Below are 17,939 nucleotides of genomic sequence, written 5' to 3'. Positions count from 1 at the left end.
AGCCTTCGTTGTTGAGGCAAACACGCCCTCGCAACGGACCTTAACCACGCCTCGCCGCCCCGTCAGCGCCATTGGTGGCACTGATCGTCTTCGGCACGTCGGGACCGGCCCAGCCCGTCGGCTTCAACGCGCCGGAGCACCGCCCGCCACCCACCGACCGCCGCGCGCCGTGCACCAAGCGCCGCGCCGATCGGGGTGCCGCGACGCCGCCCCACAACCCCGTCCCGCGACGCCGCGCCATATCGATCGCCACACACGTCCGATTCGTTCAAGACCACCCCGCCGCCCCCGCCTAGCGTGCTGGTATGACACCTCGATTCGACCTCATCGGCATGGTTGTGGACGACATGGCCGCCACACTCGCCTTCTACCGCAAGCTCGGCCTGGACCTTCCGCCCGAGGCGGACACCCAGCCGCACGTCGAGACCACGGTGCCGGGCGGCACGCGCATCGCCTGGGACACCGTCGAGACGGTACGTTCCTTCGACCCCGGCTGGACCCCGCCGCAGAGCGGCGGCCACCGCCTCGGCCTGGCCTTTCTCTGTGACAGCCCGGCCGAGGTCAACAAGCTGTACGCGGAGTTCACACACGACGGCTACACCGGGTACAAGGAACCGTGGGACGCCTTCTGGGGCCAGCGATACGCCGTACTCCTCGACCCCGACGGCAACTCCATTGACCTCTTCGCCGCACTGGACAGCTAGACCCGTTCGCCGCACGTGACGGCTGGCCTGATCGCCCGCACTGGGCGGCGTCGCCGTGCCCACCGCACCGGCCGACTAGCTCGCCTCGCGTCGGCTCGCCGCCAGCAGTTCCGTCACCGGGACGCCCGCCAGCGCCTTGATCTCGCGCGCCAGATGAGCCTGGTCGGCGTAGCCCGCGCGCGCGGCGACCATGGCCAGCGGGTGACCCGCGCGCGCCAACGCGAGCGCGTGCTGCATGCGGAAGATCCGCGCCAGGGTCTTGGGCCCATAACCGAAGGCGTCCAGGCACCGGCGGCGCAGCTGCCGCTCGCTCAGCCCGGCGTCCCGGGCGACACCGGCGACCGTGCCGCCGCCGCGCAGTCCGTCCACAACGGTGGAACAGGGCAGGCCCGGCGGCGGCCCAGCGCGCAACCGACCAGCGACCGCCTGCTCCAGAACCCGCGCCCGCTCAGCCTCCGGCGCGAGAGCTACGCGCTCCGCCAGCCGCCCGGCCTCTTCCTCCGGCCACACCTCACCCAGCGACAACCGCTGGTCCCGCAGCTCACACGCGGGCACCCCGAACACAGCGGGGCCCACCCCCGGCGCGAACCGCAGCGCCGCGTACGCGACCCCTGGCCGCTCCTCGAACACCTGCGCCTTCGTGTCCGGGCCCGCCACCATCAGCAGCCCCTCACTCCAGATCAGGTCCATACAGCCGTCGGGAAGCACCCGGGCCCGAGTCGCCGCGGGAACGGCTTGGCGCTCCCACACCGTCGTTCCCGCGAGCAGCGACCGGCGCTCTCGATACATGCCTCCAGCATGCCTCCGCGCCGACCGCCACACACCGCCCCCGGTCCCACTCCGCCCAGCTGCGGAAACGCTCACCACACCCCGCAGCCCAGCCACACCCGGCCGCCACCCGGCCCATTGGTACATTGCCCGCCACTCCCACGCGCCGCCGCCAGGTGCCGCCACCACCCGAGGACAGAGGAGAGACGTGCATTCCGCTCCCCAGGCAGAGCCGGGCTCCGACGCCGCCACGTGGCTGGAGGCCGCCACCATCGACCCGGCGGTCCACGCGCTCCGCCCCGACTACCACGCCCTGCTGATCACGGCGGAAGGCCTGCTTCCCGGCCCCAGCGACGCGTACAGCGAAGAACTCCTCGCAGCCGCCGAGACCACCGCACGCGAGCGGCTCGGCGACAGCCTGGTGGAGGAACACCCCCACATCGCCGCGTGGCGTGAGGCCTTCCGCGCCTTCGGCGCGAAGCCGCAGCGCACCCGGCCGAGCGCGGAGGCACTGCTACGCCGCGCCCCGGCCGGACTGCCCCGAGTGGACCGGCTGACCGACATCTACAACGCGGTCTCGGTGGGCCACTTCCTGCCACTGGGTGGCGAGGACCTCGACCACTACGCGGGCCCGGCACGCCTGGTCCGCGCCGAGGGAACCGAGACCTTCGACACCACCGCCGGTGGTGAGCCCGCCACAGAGCACCCCACCGCCGGAGAGGTGGTCTGGCGTGACGACCTCGGAGTCACCTGCCGCCGCTGGAACTGGCGCCAGTGCACCCGTACGCGGCTCACCCACGCCACCACCCGCGGCCTGTTCATCCTCGACGCACTCGGCCCGATGGACGACCAGGCACTGACCGCCGCCGGAGACGCCCTGAGGGAGGCGCTGGCCACAAGCAGCCCCGGCGTGAAGCTCACCTCACGGCCGCTCCCCGCAGTGGGCTAGCCGCCGCCTGACCGGCGCCTGACCGGGCGCGCACCGCACCCGGTCAGCATCCCCCTACCCCGCTCCAGCGCCGCATCCCCCGGAACGAGCAGATCGCGCGGGGCTGGACGCGCCCGGACGGCGAACCGGCGGCCGGGTGGTGCGGGCGGCGCAGGGCCGTCCGCACCACGTGTCACCGAAATCCGGACTGTCGGGCTGCCGGACTGCCGGACTGCCGGACTGCCGACCAGCTGGGGCCTACCGGCCTGCTACCACTTGAGGCAGGCGCTGGGAATGTAGCCCCGCTTGTTGCCGTACTCGCCGTAGTACCACTTGTTGCTCGACTTGCCACAGAGCCGGTAGGACTGGCCCTTTGACGACTTCCCGTCGTCGCAGACGGTGCCCTTCTTGCCCTTGGGCCACAGGCCGACAGCGGTGGCGTTCACCTTCTTCGAGGTACGGATCTTCACGCTCTCGCGGGCGGGAACGTTGATGATGGCGTTGCCGCACCGGTTCGCCGCGGAGACCTTGGCCGTCGAGGTGGTGGGCGCGGCATCAAGGGTGCTGGCCGTGGCTATACCGCCGGTGAGGGCGGTGCCAATGAGGGCTGTGGTGACGATGGCGGGCCCCATCAACTTCAACTTCATATGCGGTACTCCGTTGCGGTCGTAGTGCTGTCCCGGCCGGTCAGAGGCCGAGTTCCGAGAGGTTAGCCCGCGAAGTCACCGGCACCAACGGCCTTCAGACGCGCATTTAGGGCACAGGGCCCGTACCTGGACGCGAACCGGCCAAGTGGCGCGATCCTGTGGCCGAGGTAACACGGAACTGATACGAAGTCCGGCCGGACAGCGACGAGTTCGGACGGGGCCGGGCCGACCAGGCCACGGGCTCCTGCCCCGGCGCACTGACGGCCCGCTTCGGCCATCAGAACGATCTCAGTCATGACGCGATCATCTCGCGGGACCGCGCCTTCCCAGCCAGCTCCTCGTCACATGCCGCGACGTGAGCCCCCGACACGGCATACGAGGCCCCGCGCCCCCACGCCCCTACGTCTGCGCCATGTCCACGAAGCGCGAATAGTGTCCCTGGAAGGCGACGGTGATCGTCGCCGTCGGACCGTTACGGTGCTTCGCCACGATCAGGTCCGCCTCGCCCGCCCGGGGCGACTCCTTCTCGTACGCGTCCTCGCGGTGCAACAAGATCACCATATCGGCGTCCTGCTCGATCGAGCCCGACTCGCGGAGGTCGGAGACCATCGGCTTCTTGTCCGTACGCTGCTCGGGGCCACGGTTCAGCTGGGACAGCGCGATCACCGGCACCTCCAGCTCCTTGGCCAGCAGCTTCAGGTTTCGGGACATGTCCGAGACCTCTTGCTGACGGCTCTCCGGACGGCGGGCGCCACCGGACTGCATCAGCTGGAGATAGTCGATGACGACCAGCTGAAGGTCGCTGCGCTGCTTGAGGCGGCGGCACTTGGCGCGGATCTCCATCATCGACAGGTTCGGGGAATCGTCGATGTACAGCGGGGCCGCCGTCACCTCCGGCATCCGCCGCGCCAGCCGGGTCCAGTCGTCGTCCGTCATGCTGCCCGACCGCATGTGGTGCAGCGCGACGCGCGCCTCGGCGGACAACAGGCGCATCGCGATCTCGTTGCGGCCCATCTCCAGGGAGAAGATGACGCTCGGCATATTGCTCTTGATCGAGCACGCGCGGGCGAAGTCCAGCGCGAGCGTGCTCTTGCCCATCGCGGGGCGCGCCGCGATGACGATCATCTGGCCCGGATGGAGCCCGTTCGTCAGCGAGTCGAGGTCGGTGAAGCCCGTCGGCACACCGGACATCTGCCCGCTGCGGGAGCCGATCGCCTCGATCTCGTCGAGGGCGCCCTCCATGATGTCGCCGAGCGGCAGATAGTCCTCGCTGGTGCGCTGCTCGGTGACGGCGTAGATCTCGGCCTGCGCGCTGTTGACGATCTCATCGACGTCGCCGTCCGCCGCATACCCCATCTGCGTGATGCGGGTGCCCGCCTCCACGAGGCGGCGCAGCACCGCGCGTTCATGGACGATCTCGGCGTAGTACTCCGCGTTGGCGGCGGTGGGGACGGACTGGACGAGGGTGTGGAGATACGAGGCGCCGCCGACGCGGGTGATCTCGCCGCGCTTGGTCAGCTCGGCACCGACGGTGATCGGGTCGGCGGGCTCGCCCTTGGCGTACAGGTCGAGGATCGCCTGGTAGACGGTCTCGTGCGCCGGGCGGTAGAAGTCGTTGCCCTTGAGGACTTCGACGACGTCCGCGATGGCGTCCTTGGACAGCAGCATGCCGCCGAGCACGGACTGCTCCGCGTCGAGGTCCTGCGGCGGGACGCGCTCGAAGGCCGAGCCCTCCCAGGCGCCGCCCTCGCGCCCCCGGTCGTGCTGTTCGTCGCGGCTTCGGCCGTCGCCTCTGCCCTCGCCGCGGCCCTCACCGCGTCGGGGACGGGGGGTTACCGGGAGCCGGTCGCTGGGGCCGGTGTCGGGCCAGGGGTCTTCCATGGGCTCGGGCATGCTCACCCCGCCCACCTCCTCCCGTCCGCGACGCGGACTTCGCAGTGCCCTTCTTTCTTACGGCACGGCTCTGACAAACAGGACGCCCGACTCCGCTTACGGCGCGTCGAGTACGACGCTCTTCACGCCGAAAGCAGGCGGCGGGCGCCGGACCACGGTAGGCCCGCGCGAGCCGTGCGCCAATCTGGTTATCCACAGGTGATGTGGATGACGGCGGGGTTCCTGTGGAGAACTGCCGGAAAGCTGTGCACGGGCCGGGGGACACAGCTGTGGACAAGCACACAATCACTCCACCCCCAACCGCTTGACCTGCGGTTTCTTTATCCCGGGGCTGTGCAGAAGAAAAACTTTCCCCGCAGGTCGAAGATCGCGACAAACGGCACAGCATGCGCCACTCTGAGCGACGAGCCGTAAGGACTGACAGGGGCTTGCGTCTCTTACCTGTGGACGATTAGATTGACTGCATGATCGAGGCCCCCGCGAAAGAGCGGCGCATGCGCAGCCGCCACGACCGAGAGATCATCGCGCTCGCCGTCCCGGCCTTCGGCGCCCTCATCGCTGAGCCTCTGTTCCTCATGGTCGACAGCGCCATCGTCGGCCACCTCGGCACCCCGCAGCTCGCCGGTCTCGCCATCGCCGCCGCCCTTCTGCTCACGGGCGTCAACGTCTTCGTCTTCCTCGCGTACGCCACCACCGCGGCCGTCGCCCGCCGCGTCGGTGCGGGCGATCTGCGGGGCGCCATCCGCCAGGGCATGGACGGCATCTGGCTCGCCCTCCTCATCGGCGCCGCCGTCATAGCCGTCGCGCTGCCCACCGCGCCCGCCCTCGTCGACCTGTTCGGCGCCTCAGGGAGCGCCGCACCGCATGCCGTCACCTATCTGCGGATCAGCGCCCTCGGCATCCCCGCCATGCTCGTTGTCCTCGCCGCCACCGGCGTCCTGCGCGGCCTCCAGGACACCCGCACCCCGCTCTACGTCGCCATCGGCGGCTTCGCCGCCAACGCCGCGCTCAACGCCCTGCTCGTCTACGGCGCCGGCCTCGGCATCGCCGGTTCGGCCTGGGGCACCGTCATCGCCCAGGTCGCCATGGCCGCCGCGTATCTCATCGTGGTCGTACGCGGCGCCCGGCGGCACGGCGCCTCCCTGCGCCCCGACGCCGCCGGGATACGGGCCTGCGCCCAGGCGGGCGCCCCCCTCCTGGTCCGTACGCTCTCGCTGCGCGCCGTCAGCCTCATCGCGACCGGGGTGGCCGCCCGGCTCGGTGACGCCGATGTCGCGGCCCACCAGATCATCCTCTCGCTGTGGAGCCTGCTGTCCTTCGCCATGGACGCCATCGCCATAGCGGGCCAGGCCATCATCGGCCGGTACCTGGGCGCGGGCGACAAGGAAGGGGCGCGGGCGGCCTGCCGACGCATGGTGGAGTGGGGCATCGCGTCGGGAGTGGTGCTCGGCGTGCTCGTGGTGGCGGCCCGGCCGCTGTTCATCCCGCTGTTCACCTCCGACCCGGTGGTGCGCGACACACTGCTGCCCGCACTGCTCGTCGTGGCGGTGACCCAGCCGATATCCGGCGTGGTCTTCGTCCTGGACGGGGTCCTGATGGGCGCGGGCGACGGCCCCTATCTCGCGGCGGCGATGATCCTCACCCTCGCCGTCTTCGCCCCGGTCGCCCTGCTCGTCCCCAGCCTCGGCGGCGGCCTGACCGCCCTGTGGTGGACGATGTCGCTGATGATGGCGGTTCGGATGGCGACCCTGTGGATACGCGCCCGCTCCGGCCGCTGGCTGGTCACCGGCGCCACCCGCTGAGCCCCACCCGATCACCGACAGCTCCGTGCCTCTCGCGCCTGGCTCATCGACGTTTCACGTGAAACAACGCCGCCGCGGCGGACACCGCGGCGGGCCAGGTCGTCAGACGCGCCAGCACAAGCCAGCGCCGTGACAGAGGTGCGTCAGAGAAGCCTGACACCGTCGTCGCGAACCCATCACGTCGGCGCGAACCCATCACGTACGAGCCCCCTACACCCCACGACCGGCATGGCAGTGGCACACGTGCCGCACCACGACGAGGGGCCGCATCCTGCAGGATGCGGCCCCTCGTGTGCTCTGCCGAGCGCAGCGCGTACGCGCCGATGTGGCGACTAGGCGGCGACGACCTCGATGCCGACCTTGGCCGCGACCTCGGGGTGCAGGCGCACGGACACCTGGTGCGCGCCCAGGGTCTTGACCGGCGTGCCGAGCTCGATGCGGCGCTTGTCCACATCCGGGCCACCGGCGGACTTGATCGCCGAGGCGATGTCAGCCGGGGTGACCGAGCCGAACAGGCGACCGGCTTCGCCGGCTCGCGTGGTCAGCTGGACCTTCAGGCCCTCAAGCCGGCCCTTGATCTCGTTGGCCTGCTCGATCGTCGCGATCTCACGGATCTTGCGACCGCGGCGGATCTGCGCGACGTCCTTCTCGCCACCCTTGGTCCAGCGGATCGCGAGACCGCGCGGGACCAGGTAGTTACGGGCGTAGCCGTCCTTGACGTCGACGACGTCGCCCGCAGTGCCGAGGCCGGAGACCTCGTGGGTAAGGATGATCTTCATCTTTCGGTCACCCTTCCCTTATCGCGCAGACGAGGTGTAGGGCAGCAGCGCCATCTCACGGCTGTTCTTGACGGCCGTGGCGACGTCACGCTGGTGCTGCGTGCAGTTACCGGTAACGCGGCGGGCACGGATCTTGCCGCGGTCGGAAATGAACTTCCGCAGCATGTTCGTGTCCTTGTAGTCCACGTAGACGGTCTTGTCCTTGCAGAACGCGCAAACCTTCTTCTTAGGCTTGCGCGGAGGCGGCTTCGCCATTGTCTCTCTCCTGTGTCATCAAGAAGTTTGTGCAGTCGCCCGCAGAGCTCTCGCTCTAGAAGGGCGGCTCGTCCGAGTAGCCGCCGCCTTGGCCGCCGGAGCCACCGCCCCAGCCACCGCCGCCACCGGCCTGCTGGCCGCCGCCACCGGCGCCGCCAGCGGGCGCACTGGTCGCCCACGGGTCGTCGGCGGGAGCACCGCCGGCGCCCTGCTGGCCGCCGCCGGAGCCGCCACCCCAGTTGCCGCCACCCTGGCTGCCACCCTGGCCGCCGCCGTAACCGCCCTGGCCGCCGCGTCCCGAGGTCTTGGTGACCTTGGCCGTGGCGTTCTTCAGGCTGGCGCCGACCTCTTCGACATCGAGCTCGTAGACCGTGCGCTTGACGCCCTCACGGTCTTCGTACGACCGCTGCTTCAGCCGCCCCTGCACGATGACGCGCATACCGCGCTGAAGCGACTCGGCGACGTTCTCCGCCGCCTGTCGCCACACCGAGCACGTGAGAAAGAGGCTGTCGCCGTCCTTCCACTCGTTGGTCTGCTTGTCGAACATGCGGGGGGTGGACGCGACACGGAACTTCGCGACCGCCGCACCAGACGGGGTGAAGCGCAGCTCGGGGTCGTCGACAAGATTGCCGACGACCGTGATGACGGTCTCGCCTGCCATTGGGTGAACCTCTCGGCGGGTGTGCTGCTGGCGTGCTTGCTACTCGAATCCCGGTCCCGCTGTCCGCTTACGCGGTCAGTGGGTCTCGGGACGGAGGACCTTGGTCCGGAGGACCGACTCGTTCAGGTTCATCTGGCGGTCGAGCTCCTTGACGACCGCAGGCTCGGCCTGCAGGTCGATGACCGAGTAGATGCCCTCAGGCTTCTTCTTGATCTCGTACGAGAGACGACGACGGCCCCAGGTGTCGACCTTCTCGACCTTTCCGTTGCCCTCACGGACGACGGAGAGGAAGTTCTCGATCAGGGGGGCGACTGCGCGCTCCTCAAGATCGGGGTCGAGGATGACCATCACCTCGTAGTGACGCATGTGGAACCCACCTCCTTTGGACTCAGCGGCCACGGTCGATCCGTGGCAGGAGGGTCGTGAATGCGTTCTGCCTCGGCATCTGGCGGGGAGCCCGTAAGGACTCTGGACAGACACCGGTGCAGACCGTACAGAGTACCCGCCCAGGGGCTTCCGGTTGAAATCCGGCCGGGTATGCCCGCAATCTGGTGGCATCACGTGTGAGCGGCGTTACTCTCTTCGCCGCCTTGCGACCCCGGACGACCGGAGGTGCCCCCATGGCTCAGGCAGCACGTTCCCCGCATGGCCTCTTCTCCTTCCTCGACACCGACGGCAAGCCGCATCCTGTCGAGGACACCCTCGTCGCGACGACCGTGGCGCTCGGGGTGGTGGCCTTCGTCACAGCGATGTTCCACAACCTGCACCTGATCAGTTCCTGGACCGGCCTGGCCGGGATCATCACCGGTGCCTGGGGACAGTTCATCTCCGTCACGACGGCGGAACGGTTCCTGCTGGTCATCGGCCTCGGCGCGGCCGCCGTCGGATTCTTCCTCGGCATGGCGCACGGCGGGCTGTTCGGCGGCTTGCTGGGCTGACACGCCGCCGCTGAACCGGCGGCGAGCCGCACACCGCACAGGCACGGGGTCCCGGGCGCGGCCCGGGACCCGCCGCGTGGTCACCGCCCGGCGCCCGCCGGGCCGACCGCGCGCACCACCCGTCCACCGCGCTCCTCGCACTACGCCCAAACGGGGCGCTCCCTTGTCACAGTAGGCTTCGGCGCGAGAGCCGGAGCCCCGACACTGGGGACACACCTGCCGAGGAGCACCCCGCATGAGCCTGACCCTGAGGACCATCAGCAGAGAGCAGCATCTGGCGTACATCCAGAGCCTGCCCTCGGCGAGCCACATGCAGGTTCCGGCGTGGGCCGACGTCAAGACCGAGTGGCGGTCGGAGAGCCTGGGCTGGTTCGACAGCACGGGCCAGATCGTCGGCGCCGGCCTGGTCCTCTACCGCCAGCTGCCGAAGATCAAGCGGTATCTGGCCTACCTGCCCGAGGGCCCGGTGCTCAACTGGTACGCGCCCAACCTTGAGGACTGGCTGCGGCCGATGCTCGCGCACCTGAAGCAAAAGGGCGCGTTCTCCGTGAAGATGGGCCCGCCGGTCATCATCCGGCGCTGGGACGCGGCGGCGATCAAGTCCGGCATCCAGAACCCCGACGTGAAGCGGCTCCGCGACGTCGAGGCCACCCACATCGAGCCGCGCGCCTTCGAGGTCGCGGACCGGCTGCGGAAGATGGGCTGGCAGCAGGGCGAGGACGGCGGCGCCGGGTTCGGTGACGTGCAGCCGCGCTACGTCTTCCAGGTGCCGCTGGAGAACCGGTCGCTTGAGGACGTCCACAAGGGCTTCAACCAGCTGTGGCGGCGCAACATCAAGAAGGCCGAGAAGGCGGGCGTCGAGGTCGTCCAGGGCCGTTACGAGCACCTTGGCGAGTGGCAGCGGCTGTACGAGATCACCGCCGAGCGCGACCACTTCCGGCCGCGGCCGCTCAGCTACTTCCAGCGCATGTGGACGGCCCTCAACTCCGAGGACCCCAACCGGATGCGGCTGTACTTCGCCATGCACGAGGGCGAGGCGGTCGCCGCGGCGACGATGCTGATCGTCGGCGGCCACGTCTGGTACTCCTACGGCGCGTCCGCCAACCACAAGCGCGAGGTCCGCCCGTCGAACGCGATGCAGTGGCGCATGCTGCGCGACGCCTACGCGCTGGGCGCGAGCGTCTACGACCTGCGCGGCATCAGTGACTCGCTCGACGAGAACGACCACCTTTTCGGCCTTATCCAGTTCAAGGTCGGAACGGGTGGGCAGGCAGCCGAATACCTCGGCGAGTGGGACTTCCCGCTCAACAAGCTGCTGCACAAGGCGCTGGACATGTATATGTCCCGTCGCTGACACCGGAGTTCCCGTACTTCCCCGCGGCGCGGCCCCACCCGCCCCGTGGGTCACTCCGCCGGGCACTCCGGCCGAGCCCTCCGAACCGAGCCGACTGACGAGAAAGGTCCCCCTCCAGCCATGGCGCTCACCCTTTACGTCGACACCGCGCGCTGGCGGGCCCACCAGCAGAGCGTCCTCCAGCAGTTCCCGGGGATGGTCCCGGTCTGCAAGGGCAACGGTTATGGCTTCGGCCATGACCGGCTGGCCGATGAGACCTCTCGCATGGGCTCCAACATCCTCGCCGTCGGCACCACGTACGAGGCCGCGCGGATGAAGGACACCTTCAGTGGTGACCTGCTCGTCCTGACCCCGTACCGGCGCGGCGAGGAGCCGGTCCCGCTGCCGGACCGCGTGATCCGCTCCGTGTCCTCGGTCGACGGTGTGTACGGGCTGGCCAACGCCCGGGTCATGATCGAGGTCATGAGCAGCATGAAGCGGCACGGGGTGACCGAGGCGGAGCTGCCCAAGCTGCACGCGGCCATCGAGAACGTCCGTCTTGAGGGGTTCGCCCTCCACCTGCCGCTGGACCGCACCGACGGGTCGGACTCGGTGGAGGAGGTCATCACGTGGATGGACCGGCTGCGCGCGGCCCGGCTGCCGCTGCACACCATGTTCGTCAGCCACTTGAAGTCGGACGAACTCGCCCGTCTCCAGCAGCAGTTCCCGCAGACGCGTTTCCGCGCCCGCATCGGCACTCGGCTGTGGCTCGGCGACCATGACGCGACCGAGTACCGCGGTTCCGTGCTCGATGTCACCCCCGTCGCCAAGGGCGATCGTTTCGGCTACCGCCAGCAGAAGACCGCGGGCCCGGGTTATCTGGTCGTCGTCGCGGGCGGCACGTCACATGGTGTGGGCCTGGAGGCTCCGAAGGCGCTGCACGGGATGATGCCCCGCGCCAAGGGCGTGGCCCGCGCGGGCCTGGCGACCGTCAACCGCAACCTCTCGCCCTTCGTGTGGGCCGGGAAGCAGCGCTGGTTCGCCGAGCCCCCGCACATGCAGGTGTCCATCCTCTTCGTCCCCGACGACGTGCCCGCGCCCCAGGTCGGCGACGAACTCGTGGCTCATCTGCGGCACACCACCACCCAGTACGACCGCATCCTGGACCGCTGAGCAGTAGCATCCCGTAGAGCCCGAAGCCGCAATGCCAGGCTGCGACTTCGGGCTCCTCGCCGCCCACGGGGCTGGTCACAGCACGTCGAGCCTGACCCCCGCGTTCCAGGACTGGAAGGCGGCCCGGGAGACGACGGTGATGCCCCGCCGCGCCGCCAGCTCCACCGCGGGTCTGCTGAACGCGCACGTCGCCACGAAGACGGCGATGTCGGCTCGGTGCTCCAGTGCGGCCGTGCCCACGAACTTCTGCATGTCCGTGTTCGGGACGACGCGGTGCGGCGCGTAGTGCTTGCACTGCACCACAAGCCGTCGCCCATCAGGAGTCCGCCCGACCACATCCGCGCCGAGGTCGCCGCGCCGTCCGCTGACCACGACGTCCGTGCAGCCGTCGCGACGGCACAGGCGGGCGACGTACTCCTCGAACTCATGCCAGCTCATCGCGTCCACGATGTCCATCGGGCTCGACAGCTCAGGCTGCCGGACCTGCGAGCGCACGGCCCGTACCGGCTCCGGCCCGGTCTCGACGAGCCGGGTCAGCTGCTCCAGTGAGTCCGCGATGCGTCCCGCCTCGCGCGTCGCGGCCCGCTGGGTCTCGGCGGCCACCATCTGCGTCCGTACGGCGTCCCGTTGGGTCCTGACCGCCTCCTGGTGTGCCGCCGTCGCCTCCTGCTGCGCGCGCAGGGCCTCCCGTCGCAGCTCGACCGTCTGCCGCTGGGCGGCGGCGAACTCCTCGTCGAGCCGGGCGTTGCGCTCCTCCAGGCGGGTGATCACCGCGAGCACGGCGTCGGGCAGCACATAGCCGGTCATCGCGTTGTCGCCCGACGCCGGGACCTCCACCCTGCCGAGGCCGTACGAGCCTTCGCGCTGTACGGCGACGACAACGTCGGTGACCCAGTTCTTGAACGGCTCGCACTCGGCCTTCACACAGCCGTTGACAAGCCTGATGAGCCCGTTGAGGCTCACCATCACCATGTTTTTTCTGAGTCCCTGACCTGCGGGAATGCTCCAACCCTCACGGGAAATGAGGGTTGAGACGACAGATCGCATCGGTGCCGGGACATGTCTGCGCAACGCTTCGCTCGGATTGCCGTGACCCAGTTCCCGGCAGATGTCGGCGGCCGGGAACCAGTGGGTGCCGTCCGGCAGGGTCAGTCGGCGGACCCGGGCGCCGGTCGCCGCGTACACGAAGTCGTTGACGTCGATCGCGTCGTGCTGTGCCACCCGCGCGGGCGGCGTGTGCTGTTCGCTCATGCGAAACATCACCTCCGTCGCGCACGCTAAGCGCGGGCGAAGGTGCGTTCTGCCGGGATCGAACTAAGTTCACTCGATAGGTGAGGACCCAGCGGGTTTGTTCTCCGGCCTGCCCCAATGGACATAGGTGCCCTCGTCGCTCATCTCGTCGTAGCGCCTGGCGCCGAGCGTGAACACATCGGGCGCGCCGTCCAGCACGCCGCCCGACGGGTCGTCCGAGCCGTCGCTCCGGATGATGTCGCGGTCGGGCCGCAGGGTGTCGCGGATGACGACGGCGCACAGGTACAGGGTGCCCAGCAGGTGCAGCACGATGGCGAGTTGGTAGCCCTCGGTGGGCAGGCCCTGGTGCTTGTCCCCGCTGCCGGTGTACGCGAGGTACATCCAGATCCCGAGGAAGTAGACGACCTCACCCGCCTGCCAGATCAGGAAGTCCCGCCAGCGTGGCCGGGCGAGGACCGCCAGCGGGATGAGCCACAGGACGTACTGCGGTGAGTAGACCTTGTTGGTCAGGATGAAGGCGGCGACGACGAGGAAGGCCAGCTGGGCGAGGCGTGGGCGGCGTGGGGCGCACAGGGCGAGCGCGGCGATGCCCGCGCACGCGAAGAGCATCAGCACGGTGCCGTAGGTGTTGGCGTTTTCCAGGGGGTCGTCGGTGCGCTGGGAGATGATCAGCCAGATCGAGCCGAAGTCGACGGGCCGTTCCTGGCTGAAGGTGTAGAACTTCGACCAGCCTTCCCTGATGGTGAGGTCGCCCTGCTGGTTCTGGGTGAGCATGACCGGGAGGTTGACCACGAGCCAGGCGGCGACGGCGCCGCCGAGGGTGGTGGCGAAGGCCCGCCAGCGTCCGGCTCGCAGACACAGCAGCAACAGCGGCCCCAGCAGCAGCATGGGGTAGAGCTTGGCCGCGGTGGCCAGTCCGAGGAGGAGTCCGGCGGCCAGCGGGCGACTGCGGGACCACATCAGCAGGGCGGCGGCGGTCAGCGCGACGGCGAACAGGTCCCAGTTGATGGTCGCTGTCAGCGCGCCCGCGGGCGCGAGGGCGACGAGGAGACCGTCCCAGGGGCGGCGCCGGTGCGTACGGGAGACGCAGACGGCGACCGCGACGGCGCAGAACATCAGCATGCCGGAGTTGACGAGCCAGTAGATCTGGGCGCGGTCCTGGCTGCTGCCGTCGTGCGGAGTGAGCCAGGAGGCGACCTCCATGAACAGCCCGGTGAGGACCGGGTATTCGAGGTAGTCCATGCCGCCGGAGACGCTGCGCGGAATGCGGTCGAAGTAGGGGACGAGGTCGATGGCGAAACCGCGGCCGCTGTACAGGTGGGGGATGTCGGAGTAGCAGGCGTGGGTGTACTGGCCGGTGGTGCCGAAGAACCAGCCGCCGTTGTAGCAGGGCACCTTCTGGGCCATGCCGAGGGCGAACATGCCGATCGCGATGAGGGCGATCACCCGGACCGGCGTCCACCAGTTCACGCCGTGCAGGACGCGGCGGCCGGCCGGGCCGCCGATCAGCTCGCTGCCGGCGGCCGCCACCTCGTCTTCGGCGGTGGGCCGTACGGGTGGCCCAGCGGTGGTGCCGCTGGAGTGGGGGCCGTGCGCACTCGTCATACGCACATCCTGCCGTACGAGCCTTGTGTCGTCAGTGAGGGCACCGCGGGGCGTGGGCGAGCGGAGGCGGGGGCCCGCGGCGGGCCCTGGGCGCCTGTACGCGCGCCCGCGCGCGGTGGTGGCGGCCCTTGGACGGCCGGTCGGCGCGGCGGCCGCGTACGCGCCGTCCTGCGCCCCTCGGACACGCCGAGGGCGGGCCCGTGAACGGACCCGCCCTAGACGCTCGCGGCGTTACTGCCCGGCTCGGCCGGGGCGTTCAGAACCAGCTTCCGCCTTGGTCATTACCCGGTGGTTCGGTCGACGGTTCGCCCGTGGTGCCGCCCGGGTCGCCTCCGGGCCCGCCTGGGTCGCCGCCTCCCGGCCCACCGGGGTCACCGCCCCCTGGGCCGCCGTTCTGGCCGCCATTGTCGTTGCATTCCAGGTCCAGCGGGTCGCAGGTGGTCTCGGTGGGACTCGGAGAGTGCGAGGAGGGTGTCTCCGACGGCTTCTGCGACGGGGTCTGCGACGGCGTCTGCGACGGGGTCTGCGACGGCGTCTGGGACGGCGTCTGCGTCGGGGTCGGGCTCGCGCCGTCGCCGAAGATCTGCTTTCCGATGGGTCCCGGCTCGGGGAACGTCATCTTCTTCTCGCCCTTGAGCGCATCCCGCATGTACCCGGCCCAGATCTCGGCCGGGAACGAGGCACCGTGGATGCTCTGCGATCCGCTGTCGGAGCCGACGCCGTACATGGGGAGGAACCTCTGCTTCTCCGCCTTGTCGTCGACCCGCCACATGCCGATCGCGGTGGACAGCTGCGGGGTGTAACCGGCGAACCAGGCCGACTTGTTGTCATCGGTGGTGCCGGTCTTGCCCGCCGCCTCCCGGTCGATCTTGGCCGAGGTGCCGGTGCCCTTCTCGATGACCGTCTTGAGCACGTCGGTGACGTTGTCCGCGACGTTCGGCTCGAACGCCTGCCGGACCTTCGCGTCGTGCTTGAACACCTGCTGGCCGTCCCGCTCGACGCTGCTCACCGAGTACGGGTCGACCTGCTTGCCACTGGCCGCGAACGTCGCGTACGCGCCGGCGAGCCGGATCGCGCTGGGCGAGGAGGTCCCGAGGGAGAACGTCGGCGTGATCGAGGCGAGCTGGCTCTTGCTGAGTCCGGCGTCGAGGGCCGCGTCGCGGACCTTGTCCGTCCCGACGTCCATCCCGAGCTGGATGAACGGGGTGTTCACCGAGAACTGCATGGCCGTGCGCAGGTCGACGGGGCCTCTGTCCTCATCCCCGTCGTTGCGCTGATGCCATTCCTTATTGTCCTTGTCGAGCCATACCTTGCCCTGGTAGTCCCGCAGCGTGACCTTGTTGTCGCCGTTGTAGACGCTCTTCGGCGAGACCGGGGTGCGCTGTGAGGCGTCCTGGTCGGCACTGAGGTTCGGGTTGCGCTTGCCGTCTCTCATGGCCGCGGCGAGCACGAAGGGCTTGAAGGTCGAGCCGACCTGGACACCGGTGTCGTCGGCGTTGTTCCTGTAGTGCTCCAGGGCGTTCTTGCCGCCGTAGATCGCGAGGATCTTGCCAGTGCCCGGTTCGACCGATGCCCCGCCGAACTGGACGTGTTTGTCTCTGGGGCGCTTCTTCGGCTTGATGTTCTCCTTGGAGACCTTCTCGACCGTCTTCTTCAGCTTGTCCACCTTCTGCCGGTCGAAGGTGGTGTGGATCTGGTAGCCGCCGCGGTCCAGCTCGGCCTTGCTGATGTCCGTGTTCGCGATGATGTAGTTGTCGGCCAGGTCGGTCAGGTAGCCGATCTGACCCCCCTTGTTCGTCGCCAGCTTCGGCCGCTGCGGGTACGGGAAGCGGTCGATCTTGTCCCGCTCCGCCTGCTCCATGCGGCCGACCTTGACCTCGCGGTCCAGCGTCCACGACCAGCGGGCCTTGGCCCGCTTCGTGTTCTTCTCCTTGGTGGCCGCGAGTCCCTGGCCACCGGCCGGGTCGTACAGGTTGGGGCCGTTCAGCGTCGACGCGAGGAACGCGCTCTCACTGGCGGTCAGGTCCTCGCAGTCCTTGTCGTAGAACGCGCGGGCCGCCGCCTGGATGCCGTAGGCGCCACGGCCGTAGTAGGCGGTGTTGAGATAGCCCTCAAGGATGTCGTCCTTGTCCTTGGTGGCACCGACCTTGATCGAGATGAACAGCTCGGTCGCCTTGCGCTTGAGCGTCTGCTCCTGACCGAGGTAGGTGTTCTTCACGAACTGCTGGGTGATCGTCGAACCACTCTGCGTCTGGCCGCCCTTGGCCATGTTGACGACGGCGCGCGCCACGCCCATCGGGTCGACGCCGGAGTCCTCGTAGAACGACGCGTTCTCCGCGGCGATGACCGCGTTCTGCATGGACTCGGGGATCTTGGCGAGGGGGACGATCTGGCGGTTCAGGTCGCCACCACCGGAGACGACCATCTGCTTGCCGTCGGCCCAGTAGTAGACGTTCTTCTGGGTCTTGGACGCCGCCTGCGCGGTGGGCACCTCGACCAGCATCAGAGCGACGCCGACGGCCCCGACCAGCAGGGCGAGGAAGAGGAAGCAGGTGCCGGTGACCAGCTTCCAGGACGGCACCCAGCGGCGGACGCCCCGCTTGCCGCTGCGCGGGTAGTCGATGAAGCGCTTCTTGGGGCTCCCCGCACCGTCGGCACCGCGCCCGCGCCCTCGGTCGCCCCCGCCGCCGCCTGCGCCCCGGCGGCCTCCGCCGGACCCGCCGGCGCCGTGTCCTGCGCCGCCGTGCGCGGCGTCGGCCCCGTGGGCCGCGCCCGCGCCGGCGGCGGCACCAGCGCCCGCGGCGCCTGCCCGTCGGCGGCCGCCGCGCTGTGCGGCACGCCGCGATTCGGCCCGCCCCCCTGGGGGGCGTTCTTCTGCGGGTGACTCATACGGCTCGGCGCCCGGCCCCGTGCTGCTGGGCGGTGGCGCTGCGCGGCGGCCTGACGGCTGCTGCGCCGCGCGCCGGGCCGCTGCGCGTCCGCCGCCCTGGGGCTGCGGCGGTTTGCGACGGTGCTCGCTCATGGAACGACTACTCCTCGGGCAGGCGCGATCGCCTGGAAGCGGCAAGTGGCATGCGGTCCCCCCAAAGTACGGCCCGGCGTCGAAGGGCCGCCGGGCGCACTGCATCCAGGACGAAGACGCTCAGTGGCGCCTCACAGTTCCCGTTGGTCTGCATGGCGAACAGAGTACGCACGGTCAAAA

General features: G+C 69.6%; 16 protein-coding genes. 6 read left to right on the top strand and 10 right to left on the bottom strand.

The features are described 5' to 3' along the window. Nucleotides 1-305: 305 nt before the first annotated feature. Nucleotides 306-704, top strand: coding sequence for a VOC family protein (locus AC5P1B_RS08725; protein ID WP_493886008.1), 399 nt, complete (start codon nucleotides 306-308; stop codon nucleotides 702-704). 75 nt (nucleotides 705-779) lie between these two features. On the opposite strand, the gene AC5P1B_RS08720 is transcribed toward AC5P1B_RS08725, so the two are convergent. Beyond that, a complete protein-coding gene (locus AC5P1B_RS08720) occupies nucleotides 780-1,493 on the bottom strand; it encodes a helix-turn-helix transcriptional regulator (RefSeq protein WP_493886007.1) in 714 nt (237 codons plus the stop codon). Nucleotides 1,494-1,680: 187 nt separating this feature from the next. On the opposite strand from AC5P1B_RS08720, the gene AC5P1B_RS08715 reads away from it, so the two are divergent. Next, nucleotides 1,681-2,421 (top strand): B3/B4 domain-containing protein, encoded by a 741-nt coding sequence (locus AC5P1B_RS08715; RefSeq protein WP_493886006.1) that lies wholly within the window; start codon nucleotides 1,681-1,683, stop codon nucleotides 2,419-2,421. A gap of 248 nt (nucleotides 2,422-2,669) precedes the next feature. Here the strand turns inward: AC5P1B_RS08715 and AC5P1B_RS08710 are convergent, their stop codons facing one another. Further along, nucleotides 2,670-3,047, bottom strand: coding sequence for an SH3 domain-containing protein (locus AC5P1B_RS08710; RefSeq protein WP_493886005.1), 378 nt, complete (start codon nucleotides 3,045-3,047; stop codon nucleotides 2,670-2,672). 399 nt (nucleotides 3,048-3,446) lie between these two features. Further along, nucleotides 3,447-4,940: a replicative DNA helicase gene (dnaB, locus tag AC5P1B_RS08705; RefSeq protein ID WP_493886191.1), complete on the bottom strand. Its 1,494-nt coding sequence runs from the start codon at nucleotides 4,938-4,940 to the stop codon at nucleotides 3,447-3,449. A gap of 464 nt (nucleotides 4,941-5,404) precedes the next feature. On the opposite strand from dnaB, the gene AC5P1B_RS08700 reads away from it, so the two are divergent. Continuing rightward, nucleotides 5,405-6,742, top strand: coding sequence for an MATE family efflux transporter (locus AC5P1B_RS08700; RefSeq protein WP_493886004.1), 1,338 nt, complete (start codon nucleotides 5,405-5,407; stop codon nucleotides 6,740-6,742). A gap of 332 nt (nucleotides 6,743-7,074) precedes the next feature. On the opposite strand, the gene rplI is transcribed toward AC5P1B_RS08700, so the two are convergent. From rplI to rpsF, 4 genes are all read right to left on the bottom strand, one after another. Continuing rightward, nucleotides 7,075-7,521, bottom strand: a complete 447-nt coding sequence (rplI, locus tag AC5P1B_RS08695) for a 50S ribosomal protein L9 (RefSeq protein WP_493886003.1) — start codon at nucleotides 7,519-7,521, stop codon at nucleotides 7,075-7,077. Nucleotides 7,522-7,539: 18 nt separating this feature from the next. Then, entirely contained in the window at nucleotides 7,540-7,776 is a 237-nt protein-coding gene (gene rpsR, locus AC5P1B_RS08690; protein ID WP_136723411.1) for a 30S ribosomal protein S18, read from the bottom strand. A gap of 55 nt (nucleotides 7,777-7,831) precedes the next feature. Then, on the bottom strand, nucleotides 7,832-8,437 hold the full coding sequence (locus tag AC5P1B_RS08685) for a single-stranded DNA-binding protein (RefSeq protein WP_493886002.1): 606 nt from the start codon (nucleotides 8,435-8,437) through the stop codon (nucleotides 7,832-7,834). 75 nt (nucleotides 8,438-8,512) lie between these two features. Beyond that, nucleotides 8,513-8,803: a 30S ribosomal protein S6 gene (gene rpsF, locus AC5P1B_RS08680; protein WP_005482942.1), complete on the bottom strand. Its 291-nt coding sequence runs from the start codon at nucleotides 8,801-8,803 to the stop codon at nucleotides 8,513-8,515. Between the two features lie 254 nt (nucleotides 8,804-9,057). Between rpsF and AC5P1B_RS08675 the strand changes: the two genes are divergently transcribed. The 3 genes from AC5P1B_RS08675 (at nucleotide 9,058) to AC5P1B_RS08665 (ending at nucleotide 11,881) form a co-directional block, all read left to right on the top strand. Next, nucleotides 9,058-9,375, top strand: a complete 318-nt coding sequence (locus AC5P1B_RS08675; RefSeq protein WP_493886001.1) for a hypothetical protein — start codon at nucleotides 9,058-9,060, stop codon at nucleotides 9,373-9,375. Between the two features lie 235 nt (nucleotides 9,376-9,610). Continuing rightward, a complete protein-coding gene (locus AC5P1B_RS08670; protein WP_493886000.1) occupies nucleotides 9,611-10,729 on the top strand; it encodes a lipid II:glycine glycyltransferase FemX in 1,119 nt (372 codons plus the stop codon). 120 nt (nucleotides 10,730-10,849) lie between these two features. Continuing rightward, nucleotides 10,850-11,881 carry an alanine racemase gene (locus AC5P1B_RS08665; RefSeq protein WP_493885999.1) on the top strand — a complete coding sequence of 344 codons (1,032 nt, stop codon included), beginning with the start codon at nucleotides 10,850-10,852 and terminating at the stop codon, nucleotides 11,879-11,881. Between the two features lie 75 nt (nucleotides 11,882-11,956). On the opposite strand, the gene AC5P1B_RS08660 is transcribed toward AC5P1B_RS08665, so the two are convergent. The 3 genes from AC5P1B_RS08660 to AC5P1B_RS08650 all read right to left on the bottom strand — a co-directional run bounded on the left by AC5P1B_RS08660 (nucleotide 11,957) and on the right by AC5P1B_RS08650 (nucleotide 17,759). Next, entirely contained in the window at nucleotides 11,957-13,132 is a 1,176-nt protein-coding gene (locus AC5P1B_RS08660; RefSeq protein ID WP_493885998.1) for a restriction endonuclease, read from the bottom strand. Between the two features lie 69 nt (nucleotides 13,133-13,201). Continuing rightward, the gene (locus AC5P1B_RS08655) at nucleotides 13,202-14,737 is read right to left on the bottom strand and encodes a glycosyltransferase family 87 protein (RefSeq protein ID WP_493885997.1); all 1,536 of its coding nucleotides are present in this window, start codon (nucleotides 14,735-14,737) and stop codon (nucleotides 13,202-13,204) included. 256 nt (nucleotides 14,738-14,993) lie between these two features. Continuing rightward, complete coding sequence (locus tag AC5P1B_RS08650; RefSeq protein ID WP_493885996.1) at nucleotides 14,994-17,759, bottom strand: transglycosylase domain-containing protein; 2,766 nt, start codon at nucleotides 17,757-17,759, stop codon at nucleotides 14,994-14,996. Nucleotides 17,760-17,939 lie beyond the last annotated feature (180 nt).

The sequence above is a fragment of the Streptomyces sp. A01 genome, from assembly GCF_059026195.1.
This window is presented reverse-complemented; position numbering and strand designations above follow the sequence as displayed.